The organism is Brevibacterium aurantiacum (assembly GCF_900169065.1).
Taxonomy (GTDB): domain Bacteria; phylum Actinomycetota; class Actinomycetes; order Actinomycetales; family Brevibacteriaceae; genus Brevibacterium; species Brevibacterium aurantiacum.
This window is the reverse complement of the sequence record NZ_FXZB01000047.1, coordinates 1-12,372: the sequence shown is the minus strand read 5'-3', so window position 1 is coordinate 12,372 and position 12,372 is coordinate 1. Positions and strand designations below refer to the sequence as shown.

At 54.2% G+C, this 12,372-nt stretch carries 7 protein-coding genes; 4 read left to right on the top strand and 3 right to left on the bottom strand.

The features are described 5' to 3' along the window. The first annotated feature begins 115 nt into the window (after window positions 1-115). On the top strand, window positions 116-640 hold the full coding sequence (locus BAUR9175_RS18765) for an XcbB/CpsF family capsular polysaccharide biosynthesis protein (RefSeq protein WP_180959289.1): 525 nt from the start codon (window positions 116-118) through the stop codon (window positions 638-640). A gap of 249 nt (window positions 641-889) precedes the next feature. Here BAUR9175_RS18765 and BAUR9175_RS18760 read toward each other — a convergent pair whose 3' ends face one another. From BAUR9175_RS18760 to BAUR9175_RS18750, 3 genes are all read right to left on the bottom strand, one after another. Next, complete coding sequence (locus BAUR9175_RS18760) at window positions 890-2,068, bottom strand: glycosyltransferase (protein ID WP_101584944.1); 1,179 nt, start codon at window positions 2,066-2,068, stop codon at window positions 890-892. Beyond that, a complete protein-coding gene (locus tag BAUR9175_RS18755; RefSeq protein WP_101584943.1) occupies window positions 2,065-4,905 on the bottom strand; it encodes a bifunctional glycosyltransferase/CDP-glycerol:glycerophosphate glycerophosphotransferase in 2,841 nt (946 codons plus the stop codon). Before BAUR9175_RS18755 ends, BAUR9175_RS18760 begins: the two co-directional genes overlap by 4 nt. Window positions 4,906-5,018: 113 nt before the next feature. After that, entirely contained in the window at window positions 5,019-6,791 is a 1,773-nt protein-coding gene (locus tag BAUR9175_RS18750; RefSeq protein WP_101584941.1) for a CDP-glycerol glycerophosphotransferase family protein, read from the bottom strand. 300 nt (window positions 6,792-7,091) lie between these two features. On the opposite strand from BAUR9175_RS18750, the gene BAUR9175_RS18745 reads away from it, so the two are divergent. The 3 genes from BAUR9175_RS18745 (at window position 7,092) to BAUR9175_RS18735 (ending at window position 12,257) form a co-directional block, all read left to right on the top strand. After that, complete coding sequence (locus BAUR9175_RS18745; protein ID WP_141322651.1) at window positions 7,092-9,752, top strand: glycosyltransferase; 2,661 nt, start codon at window positions 7,092-7,094, stop codon at window positions 9,750-9,752. Window positions 9,753-9,900: 148 nt separating this feature from the next. Next, window positions 9,901-10,944 (top strand): TetR family transcriptional regulator C-terminal domain-containing protein, encoded by a 1,044-nt coding sequence (locus tag BAUR9175_RS18740; protein ID WP_257944380.1) that lies wholly within the window; start codon window positions 9,901-9,903, stop codon window positions 10,942-10,944. After that, the gene (locus tag BAUR9175_RS18735; RefSeq protein WP_257944379.1) at window positions 10,941-12,257 is read left to right on the top strand and encodes an ABC transporter substrate-binding protein; all 1,317 of its coding nucleotides are present in this window, start codon (window positions 10,941-10,943) and stop codon (window positions 12,255-12,257) included. Before BAUR9175_RS18740 ends, BAUR9175_RS18735 begins: the two co-directional genes overlap by 4 nt. Window positions 12,258-12,372 lie beyond the last annotated feature (115 nt).

The following is a 12,372-nucleotide window of genomic DNA, read 5'->3' as shown; positions in this document are numbered from 1 at the left end:
GAACGGCAGGCTGGAACACCTACGTGGATCGGCGCTGGGGTTCCGGAACCTCACCCACTACATCGCCCGAAGCTTGCTCGAGACGGGAGGATTCAGACCCCGATTACACCCCTAACTGCGAAGAGCCCACAATGCGGACGCTGTACACAATCTGATCGAAACAACCATTGCGGAGCACTCGTTGGAGAACTCTGATGTGGTGCTCTACGGTGCGTCCAAAGGCGGCACTGGAGCCGCCTTCCACGGGCTTCGCGGTGGGTGGAGTTTCGTGGCCGCGGACCCCATTCTGTCCGATGACTGGTACGAGCAGAACGATCGTGACTATCACTTCACGAGCGGGGGAATCTTTCCAAAATCGAAACAGGAAGTATTCGCTGAGCTGATACCGCAGATCACAGAACGGCTGACCACGGCCGATGCTCGCTCTGTGCTCATCACTTCCAGCCGGTCCCCGCAGTACTCATATGTAGTCGAGACGATGAGGCCTTTGTCTGACCGGTTGTCGATTCTCAGTTCGACCAACCCTGAGATCAACAAACATCCGGATGTCGCCCCGAAGACGATCTACGCACAAGTGATGGCGATGAACTCGCTACTTCTGGGCATGAGCCTGCCCGACAACTTTGCAATAATTCCGTGATGCCAAACGACATTCATGCTCCGAATAGGGAATCGCTGCAAATCGCAGAAAAAATAGAACCGTTATCGGAACTGTCGGCCAACTGACCAAACAAGCGTCCGAAGCGGCGCGACTTGCCAAGAGCGCATTAAAGCTCGGTACTTATGTCGTCAGCTCACACCTTTCTGAGATAACGAGGGCAACAGAACTGGTTCTTGAGAAGGTCAGCCCTACAACAAACTCAGAAACCCGAGACTTGGCCGATCGATCTTATGATGACAACTCGAGAAGCTCGTTGACCCATAAACGCATCACTTGCTCGGGTAAATAGTGGGAAGCATGTTCGACAGCCGATTCAGACATTGATGACCACAACTCAGGAGACTCAGCTATCTTCCTCATCCCGTCGGCAAGACCGGGCAGATTATTTTGTTCCACAATCAACCCATCAATGCCGTCATCGATCAGCGTACTAACGCCAGGAGCGCAGTCAAACGCGACAGAAGGGCAACCCATATGGCCAGCTTCGACTATAGAAATCGGAAGGCCCTCGTTCTGAGACGAAAGTACATGTACCCTCGAGCTTGCAAGCACATCGCCAACGCTATCTGTGCGACCTTTTAGAGTGGCACGTGGGATTTTATAGTCATCTATGATGCCCGCAAGATAGTCTCTCTCAGGGCCCTCCCCGTAGAGTTCGACTGACCAATCAGGCAGAACACTATTCACTAGATCCCATGCTCTCAAGAAGTAGTCAAGCGACTTGATCGAATCATATCGACCCAGCGACATAAATACATTTCTGCGTTGAACAGCCTCATGCTCCGGGATTGCCACAGGATTAGGAATCCACCCGACATTGTTCAAACCGGCAGCCTGAAACAGCTCGGCGTCCTCGGAGGACAGACAGATAAACCGATCAACGTCTGTGTAGGACTTGCGAACACGATTCATATCGCCGATGTTAGATGCCTCGGCAGCAGAACCATGATACTGACCTATCACTCTTGGCATCGACATGTCATTGGCGTCATACCCAGCTTTCAGCATGTACTCCATCCCATACACCTGAGTACACAAAATTAGTGTGCGCGGGCCCCAGGTCACAAACTTATGCCTAAGCTTCGACACAGCCTCCTCCTCGAGTCGTTTGTGCACCCTATATCGACCGCGACGGACCGGGTTCAATTTGTGCGAGAATTTGCGCACGGTCCAGTCACTTGGATTGTGTTCCGACATCAGGATGGTCGTATCGATGTCGTGCGGACGCGACATGGGTTGTAGGTGGCCTACTGGTGCAGGGCCGACCCCAACCATTTCAACAGGTATACCTAGACTGTGAAATTCGATAGCCATTTGGTTCATGAAGCGACCGATACCACCGAGACGGTCTATATCATTCGACATCACGACGATGCGGTCGAAGGCCAATCCTAAGTCTTTCATCATTTCTCTCGCCCCCAAACAGTCGCCACGGTTTGCATTGCGCTATCTCCGGGTTCCACTCCGCAGAATTTTTCGCGGAATGACGATCGCTGTCGACTATAAGTGTCGGATTCTGACTGTTCCCTCACTCGTGCCATAAGAGATTGTTGATCGAAGGTAAGTGGTCCGGGTGAATAATTACGAACGTCAAAATATGTCCCTCGTTTTGCCGAAGAATACCGATCGAGATCATACGTATATAGCACCTGTGGACGATCAAGGGTTGCATAGTCGAACATGATGCTCGAATAATCGGTGATGACAAGGTCGGCCGCAAGCAACACCGACGTCGTATCGGCGATATTCGACGTATCGATGACGTGTTGCCGCAGGTGTCTAGGTACAGAAATGGAGTTCAAATAGTGCGGGCGCAGAAGCAGCTGATACTGATCGGCCATCTCCTGGACCCACAGGTCCAGGTCAAGTTCAAGCGCAACGGGGCCCCGGTGCCCGTCTCTGAAAGTCGGCGCATAGAGAACCGACTTGCGGTCGAAATCGACTCCGATAGCCGTACGAGCCGCCGTGACGGTAGCTGGGTTTGGATTGACCAGACGGTCGTTTCTTGGGGACCCAGTCGGTAGTGCCTTCGCTGAAGTTTCAAAGGCGCGGGTAACAACTTTCGCAAAATATAAGGACGGCGTAGTCAGATAATCCCAGTAGGAATTCCTTTCGCGGAATTCCTCAATCTTCGCCTTCGACACCACTTGATTGGAAAATTGGTCTAACCCCATCTTCTTCAACGGTATTCCATGCCACGTCTGTACGTAAATCTGGCCGGCACGCTTTTTGTAGAACCGAGGAAGAGTTTGATTATCGATCAGATATTTCGAGGTGGCCAGCCGGTGATAATACTGCCAGGAATTCTTTCGGACGACATTGGAGCCGAACCCAGTCGTGCTGCCTGCTAGATCACTGCGCACCTGTTCAACGGTTAGCTGCGAAGTCTTCTCTAGTTCGAGCCTGATTTCGCCGGGAGAATCATAGGGGGATTGACCCATGTTGGTTTCTACGAGCACCGTCTTCGGGTTCATTGGAAGCAGTCTAAAGAGCGCATATGCCATGCGCGTGAATTTGGATTCGTGTTTTACGCTGGTATCGTATCTGTATCGCTCCCTAAGAAGATGAGCATAGGTTACCAATTTAATTCCGGTGCGAAGCTGTTTCCTTCGTTCATTGACAGGCGAAGGCCGAAAGGCTAACGCGGAATTCAGAGTCGCATAAGGTTGATACTTCGAGTTAAACAACCAAGAGTGCCAGCCAGTGGGATCTAGTTTGAATCGCTTCCACCTGAGTCGTCGAGTGACTATCAAAGGCCTAATGTTTCGTGCCGGGCCTAACGTGATATCAATGCGGACACTCATCCTTGGGAGAGTAGCGGTGTCCGGAATGGTTGGCATTGAAACCGTAGATTCCCAACGGTAGGTGCGTGTTGCTTCATCAAAGGTCGACTCGAGGGGGAATGTCCAAAATCTTCGTAGGCCAGCACGTTCATATATACGGACGGTCCAACTGGCGTCGGTTAGACGGGCGAGACTGTTTATTGGGTCTTCGGTTCGACCAATAATCCTGAGCCTATTGTTTCCCAGCCGCTTCATGTTCAATAAAGTGTGGCGATATCGAAATTGATGCCAGGGGATTGAATCAAGATCTCTTTTTGGAAAGGTGACGAGGGAGATTGCAAGCGCGGTATCGGAGTTGGCGCTAATCGCCTCCCGCTCCCAAATGTACTGCTGGTTCGCTTCAGAAAGGTCGCCAGAGATGTCGGATTCAAGCCGAAGGGTTTCCATGGCTTCGCGTATCAATTTCGGGCTTTTGCTCAATACTGCGGCAACTATCAAACGCCGTTGGAACTCCAGCTCCTGGATGATCTCGATTGGCACTTGATTGAGTAGTGGAATTAGTCTGTCAATAATCTGCAATGCGAATTCGTCGTTATGTAGATCTACGATATCGTTTACATAGAGCTGAGCGTCATGAACAATGACTTTCTTCAGTAGTTGCCTGTGGAATAGCGGGTGTTGAGCGTCTATGGCCGTAAAGATTCTGTTCAACGCCTCGATCCTGAAGTCTAAATTGTTGATCGAATCGCGTTGATGGGTTATAGATTTTCTAGTTGCTTCAGGGTAGAGATTCCATATATATGTGATGTCGGTGATGAGGGTTATTTTCTTTGCTGATTGATACACTTCGGCCGCGAATACGAGATCCTCGTAGTGAATATCCTCAGGGAAAGTCAGCACATTCTGTTCTAAGAACTCGCGTCTACATGCCTTTGAAATCGAGGTATCCATTGCGATGTCAGGAAATTCTTCAACAGAGTCGAGCGTGCGAGGCTCTATGAAGAGTCGGTGGTACCAGCCGGAGGCCTTTTGCGTCTTGACATCAAACCGTCTGACTTTCCCCAGAACTACGTCAGATCCGTCACGCAAACCAGCTCGCGCAAGATTGGCGCAGGCGTGACGTTCGAGATGATCATCGCTATCGAGGAAGGTGACATATTCACCGACAGCTGCGGAGATGCCGCGGTTACGCGGTGCACCTGCTCCTCCAGTGTTCTTCTCCATTCGAAGAACCTGAACCCTGTCATCGGTGAGCGCAATTGCCTTGGCGGTTTCGTATGTACCGTCGGTGGAGGCATCGTCGACCACTATCAGTTCTATTGCGCGGAGGGTCTGATTGAGCACAGACATCATTGCGTCTGGCAGGTGCTCTTTGTCGTTGTAGGCCGCTATGACAACTGACATTACAGGAGCATTTACTGCAACCGTGTTGATATTGCGATTGGTTGCCTCTTGTGGCATTATGGCGAACTTCCGCTTTCTCGATGACTCGATTAGGCTGTGCTTCTAGTGGTGGTAGAAGACTTGAGGTTATTTGTTTCTATGGTTGTGGCGTAAAGCCAATATTATTCGGATCATTTTATTGCATGCTCCGCTAGTTTCTTCCAGAACAGACTCAGGCCGTTGAACTTCACTATTTCGTCAAATTCGGAATCTCCGAATATCCTGCGGTATTCGCGTCGGTACATGGCGTCTTGGAGTTCTTTCTTTGTTGCGGGAGCCCGATTGGATTGCCGTGAGTCGTTTTTGTGAATTGTGGCGGGAATTTTGCTTAGCAGGCGGTCAATTGTGCCTCGTAGAAGCGACCGGGGGGCTGTCTCTTTGGGTATTGGGTCATCAGCGTCTGTCCGTTTGCGCGCAATTGCCTCTGCTTCTGTCATGGCCATCTCGTAGTTCTTTCTGGCCACTACTGATATAGAAGTTCCGAGCCGTTTGATTGTGTCAAGTACCACCGGATTAGATTGCACAGAAAACGATACGAAGAGCGTCACGTCCTTCTGATTACTCCTGGCTTCGCGCTCGAGCTGATCGAGGAATTGTCGTGTTCTCGCCGACGTGTCCATGCGTCCGCCCCAGAAGACAATAGTGGGGCGTGATTTCGCAGGGACGTGCTTGACTGCCCTGGCGGAACCTTCGATGAACCACTTCTTGGTTCGTTCTGAGGCTTTGCCGTCGTCGTGACTGCAGAACCTTTCGCGCGCACTTATATATTCGGGCGGCGGTACAAATTCTTTTCTAATGAGGTCTGAGACAACTCGAACCAGGTCAGTTCTCTCCCGTATTACTAGGCCAGGCAAATCTTCAGGCGGGAGGGTGAGGCCTCGTTCTGATTCATATTCTTCGTAATCGTAGAAATAGTGGACCACGGGTTTCCCAGTGACTAGGAAGTCGAAAAAGATGCTCGAGTAGTCCGTGATAAGTAGATCGACGACAGCTAGCAGCTCATTGGTGTTGACATCGGCAGGAGGAACGATGATCTTGCTGAAATCGACGTTCTTGATATGTCTCAACATTATGTGATGAGCGAGGAAGACAACATTTGCGTCGAGCTCGCTCAAGGCCGCAATGTCATCTTCGAGATGGGTGGCATCGAAGCGCGCTCCGCCCTTCTGGCCGCGCCAAGTGGGCGCATAGAGAACTGTCTTCTTGCCCGGATCAAGGCTGAGCTGAGTTCTCAGTGACTGCTCTGTTTGCGCATTGAGATTGATCGTAAGGTCTTGACGTGGGTAACCGACTTCTGCCAAGTCGCCGGAGTAGACGCCGCGCATCGAGAATCGATCGAGCTGGATCTCGGTCATGAACTCGCACGGCGTGAGCACATGCGTGGCCTGCAGGAGGCTGTAGACACTGGCTGCTGCCCCAAGTGGGTTGTTAATGTCGCGGCCAAGTGTCTTATATGCGATTCCGTGCCAGGTATTGAGGAATTTTTGTTCTGGCCGGCGGACTAGAAAGTCAGGTTGCACCGAATTCCCGACAAGGTATTTCGCTCGGTTGAGGAAGAAGAGGTGGGCATCTGTATTTCTCTTGACGAACGACACTCGTGGGTGATGCTTGTACTCCGAAGGGATGACCGAGGGGCTTCTTACTGACCACACGTGGTGGTAGTCGGAAAAGGCCGGGTCATTGAAGATTTCTTTGAACAGGGCATATGGCGAGTCCATCATCCGCGCCCCGGACATGCTCTCGTAGAACACGACTCTCTCATTGACTGCAATGTCTGACTGGTATTCGCAGTATCGGGTTTTCAGCTCGTCATCGTCACTGATCTTGAGTTCCCAGAAGTCATCTCCTGTGACCCGGCGCCCGTGAAGGACCCCTAGCTCGGCAGTAGTCTTGTCTATAGGCATCGAAATTCTCCCCGATGGGCTTCGTCTAGCAGGCAGTCTCGTCGGATCCGGTCGGCGTGTGAGATTCTAGAAAAAAATCGTTTTCAGTTGACTGAATCCTCATTGTAGTCACACTTTTGTTAAGGTTTTGGGATGCATCAAACGTTGGCGATGCTTCAGGCAAACAGCATAATTGATGACGTCGGCCTATGCAGAAGGGCCCTTCAATTGGGCGGCATACCTGTTCGCTAGCAGGGCCGCGATTGTAAGGATCTGAAGGCTGAAGTCGGTGGATGTGGACGAACCGAGAAAAGAGATTGAGTGGAAGCGGGCAAATTTCCTATGAGTGTGGTGCCGAAGGCCAAGAGTTTTCTCTTGAACAACATTCCCCCGGCGATGTGGGCGTACCTGCGCAAGGAACGACACGTCTGGGAGAGTCAGTTTCGGAAGAACAAAAAGTCCCTCGGCGGCGCGATCCGGTCACGGTCGTTTTCGAAAGCTCTTTTCAGCCAGGTCAGGAAAGACACTGTCGTGTGGGAATCCTTCTCAGGCAACGGTGCGTTGTGCAATCCGGAAGCAATCTTCAGGCGGATGCTCGATGACCCGAACTACCAGAAGTTCCGGCACACTTGGGTGCTCTCAAGCAAGGCGAGCGATTCTCGGTTCAAGGATGAATTCAAAGACAACGCTCGAGTCTCGTTCGTGAAGCACAAGTCCCGCGAATATTACGAGGTGCTCGAAACCAGCGAGTACCTCTTCAACAACGCTACCTTCCCCACAGAGTTCATCAAACGCTCGGACCAGACCTATGTGAATGTCTGGCATGGAACACCATTGAAGAAGATGGGATATGACGTCGACGGTGGAGCCGCCGACGCTCGAAATGTTCTGCGCAACTTCATGTCTGCTGACTATTTGGTATCGCAGAACAGCTTCATGACAGAGCAGATGTACCTCAAAGGCTACAAGCTCAACAATGTCTATGAAGGCGCAATCATCGAGGAGGGCTACCCCCGGTCGGACTCGATGTTTGGAAGCGACGCTGGCGGTGCCGCCCGGCGTGTGCTCCGGGAGAATGGAATTTTGACTGCAGGCAAAAAAGTTCTGCTCTACGCACCGACGTGGAGAGGCGACTCCTTCTATAAGCCCGACGCCGATGCAAGTCGGCTGAAGTCGACGCTGCAGAAATTACAGAACAGTGCCGCTCTGCAGGGCTGGGTCGTCCTGCTCAAAGCACACCAGGTCGTCTTCGACCAGCTCGTTGACGATCCTGAGATCGCAAAATTCCTTGTGCCTAACGATGTGCCGGCTAACGAAGCTCTGGCCATTACAGATCTACTTGTCTCTGACTATTCCAGCATTTTCGTCGACTACTTGGCGACCGGGCGGCCTATCGCCTTTCACATTCCCGATGCGGACAGCTATGCAGACAGTAGAGGCCTGTACATGGAGGTTTCGGAACTGCCGGGTCCAGTTTCGACGACGACCGATGAATTGCTCGACCATGTAAAGGCCATCATTGGTGCCGGTGGCCTGGAAACAGAATTCGCTGTTGAGGGCCAACGCTACGCAAAATTGTCCGCTGAGCTGACTCCCCGAGATGATGGCGAAGCAAGCGCGAGGATCATCGACATCGTCTTCGGCCAAAATGAGGCCGACTACAATGTGCGCCGAGACTTCTCTGACGGCCGCCGAAAGCTCATGATCTACCTTGGCGGAATGCTGACGAACGGAATCACTTCGTCGGCTCTGAACCTGCTCAGTGAGCTCGATCCCGAGATCTATGACGTAACCGCATTCTATCGGCACTCCAATCAGCTCGAGCGCCAGCAGAATGCCTCGATGATCCCTAACCACGTTCGACATGTCATTCGGGACACCGGGATCCTGCAGTTCCCGTTGCTGGGAAGTATGCAGAAGTTTGAACAGGCCGCAGTGGACAATCTTGCAAATGACGAAAGTGATTCGCAGCTCTGGGAGATGGAATGGAGACGCCTGTTCGGACAGGCCAGTTTCGACGCTGCAGTCGACTTCAGTGGCTATGCGGCATTTTGGCCCAGAATCTTTACGAATGGTCGGGTCGGGCGAAAGGTCATTTGGCAACATAACGATCTAGAAGCCGATGCAGAACGTGAAATCAACGGCAAGAAGCCGCATTACCGTAACCTCCACGGCGTGTTCAAGCTTTACCAGGACTTTGACGCGCTGGTATCGGTCTCGCCTGACCTTCGTGACATCAACCAGGCTAATCTCGCGGCCTTTGCCCCTGCGGAGAAGTTCGTCAGTGCCCGCAACACTATCAACGTCGAGCGAGTTCGCGCTGGAGGCGGTCGGTCGAAGGCACAGAATACTGACGCTGGCACCCGCGATCTATCGAACTTGGCCGACGTGATCTACGAGCTCGGGCAACTGTATTCCTATGATGAGCTCATTGTGGAAGCATCCCGACAGCAACTGGTGACTCAGTTCATCGGCGATCGCGGGGGACGAACCTTTGTCACAGTTGGCCGATTGTCTCCGGAGAAGAACCATGCCCGGCTCGTTCGTGCCTTCGCTGACGTTCTGGCGGATGCCCCCGAGTCCAAATTGGTCATCATCGGTGATGGTCCTCTGGCTCCGGAACTCAAGCAGCTGGCAGTAAGTCTCGGCATTTCGGGATCGGTGCAGTTCACGGGACGACTGAGAAACCCATACGCGGTGATGTCGGCCTGTGATTGCTTTGTCATGTCGAGCGACTATGAGGGGCAGCCAATCGTAATCCTCGAAGCGCGTGTGCTCGGGCTACCCGTCGTTGTGACCAGATTTGGGTCTGCCTCGAGTGCGATGGAGGGGAGCGGCGGTCTGATCGTGGAACGCGATGAGGAGTCCTTGGCTGAGGGAATGAACGCTTTCCTGAGTGGGAATGTCGGGGTCGAGCCGTTCGACGGTGATGCCTACAATCGGGAAGTTGTGGACGAATTCACTGAGGTGGTCTTCGGCTGATTGCACCAAGTCTGGTGTGCCTGCCCAGGAGGGGCAGGCGCACCAGACTTTTGCATTCACGGATCGAGATCATTCGCGAGGTCACGAAGAACTAACGAACTCCCCAGTAACGATTGCCAAAATCGCAACAACTGTGCAGACTGTATGAGTGGTCGAGACGAGCAACGATGCAGGCAAAAGCCAGGATTCCCTGGTCAGCCGCGTGCGTGCTGCGATTAAGACTGCTGGCATCAATCACAGCGAAGTCGCTCGCAACATCGGCATCGAACCGAGCAAGCTCTCGAAGTCCCTGGCCGGAACACGAAACTTCCGGGTCGAGGAGATCTCGCGAATAGCGACCCTGACCAACGTCACCACGGACTGGCTCACGACCGGACGGTCGGTGCAGCCGCCTCGGCGACGGACTGTTCCGCACTTCCACCGCGAAGCAGGTGACAAACTAGTCGACTCTGCAGACGCCACGGCCTCGCTTGACTATGTAGATTCAATGCCAGACCCGGCGAAGTCCGCGGCGGGGGAGTGGCTGTCGAAGGGCAAGCGCAACCGGCACAAGATCGTCGCCGCTGCCTGGGAGCTCTACGCCGATCTGGGCGTCGACAATGTGCGTACGGAAGACGTCGCACAGGCCAGCGGATTGAGCACCTCGGCGGTCAACTATCACTTCCGGTCCAAGGCGCAGCTGCTGCAGGTGACGCTGCGCTTCACCCTGGACGTCCTCGCAGGTACCCGCGGTCTTACCGACCGGGACGATCCTTTGAAGACTCTGCGCGAATTCGCCCGTGTCCACGCCGGCGTCAACGACACGATCCGACGCGTCTGGTCCATCTGGGTCCAAAGCTGGGCCCGGGCTGCCGTCGACGAGGACGCCCGAGCCACCCTCACCGAGGTGTACTCGGAATGGTTCGAGATGTTTGCCTCCGTCGTCCTCGCCGGCCAGAAGGTCGGCACCATCCGTGCCGGTGACACCATCCTCATGGCCAAAGGCTTGAGCGTCTTCATCGACGGACTCGGCATCGCACGCAGTACAGGCCAGATGAGCATCACCGATGCCGAAGCCCTGCAGATGCTCGATGACTATCTCAGCGAACACATCGCGGCCACCGGACGTGACCAGGTCCTGGCCGCAGCGGAATCACATGGCACCCAGACACTTGACCGACCCGTACCGCACCCGCAGGAAGAAGGCACATGAGCACACCGAATCGAAGACAAGCGCTGGGGGCGGGACTGTCGATATCCGCACTCGCCGGCTTGAGCGCCTGTGGGGGCGGCAGCACCGTCGGTGCCGCCGACGCAGGGAAACCAGTCAAGGGCGGAAGCCTGCGCGTAGGAGTCACCGGAGGCAACTCTGCGGACACCGTCGACGCCCACATTCCCGTCAACAGCGGCGACGTCTGCCGCGCGGTGAACCTGTACAACGCGCTCTACGGCTGGGACGACGACTCCAAGGTTGTTCCGCTGCTGGCCGAGTCCTTTGAGTCCAACCCGGACGCCACCGTGTGGACGTGCACCTTGAAGAAGGGCATCAAGTTCTCCGACGGCAAGCCGATCACCCCCGAAGACGTGATCTTCACATTCAAAAGGATCACCGACCCCGACGATCCGAAGACCGCGGCCGCGAACTTCTCCATGCTCGACAAGGTCGTCGCCAAGGATGAGCGCACCGTGGAGTTCCATCTCAGTGAGGCCAACGGTCTGTTCAAGGACGCCGTGGCCGAATACACCGCGGCGATCGTCCCCGTCGACTACGACCCGAAGAACCCGGTGTGCTCAGGGCCGTTCAAGCTCAAGTCGTTCACCCCGGCCCAGTCGACAGTCATCGTGCCCAACGAGTACTACTTCAACTACGACAAGATGTTCCTCGACGAGGTTCAGCTGCTGAACTTCAACGACTCAGATGCACTCATCAACGCCCTTCTCTCCACCCAGGTCGACGCGATCGCGCAGATCCCGGTGGCCCTGGTCGAGGTCATCGACGCCGATGAGCGCATGGCCATCCTCAACTCCGAAACCGGCATGTGGCTGCCCTTCACCATGCGTGTGGACAAGGCACCCTTCGACGACGTCAAGGTCCGCCAAGCGTTCCGCCTCGTCGTCGACCGGGAGCAGATGATCGAACAGGTCCTCTCCGGCTTCGGCACGCTCGGCAACGACATGTTCGGACCGCTGAGTGAGAACTACCCTAAGTTCCCACAACGCAAACAGGACATTCCCAAGGCCAAGAAGCTCCTGGCCGAGGCAGGGTATCCCAATGGTCTCGACGTCGAGTTGGTCACCGCCCCGATTCAGTCCGGTGCCGTCGAATCCGCGCAGGTCTTCGCCCAGCAGGCCGCCGAGGCCGGTATCAGGGTCAAGATCCGCAGGGTCGACGCGACGACGTTCTTCGGTGACGAATATCTGCAGTGGGACTTCGCCCAGGACTTCTGGTACACCCGAGACTTCCTGCCGCAGGTCATCTCCTGTTCCCTGAAGGAGTCACCGTTCAACGAAACCGGCTCATCGTAAATAAGAGTGTAGAACCGGTCTGAAACCACCGGACTCAAGTAGGCACCTCGCGATGTAATGAGTCAGGTTACGAAACCCGAGTGCCGATCCTCGAAGGTGCTCGAGCCGACCATTG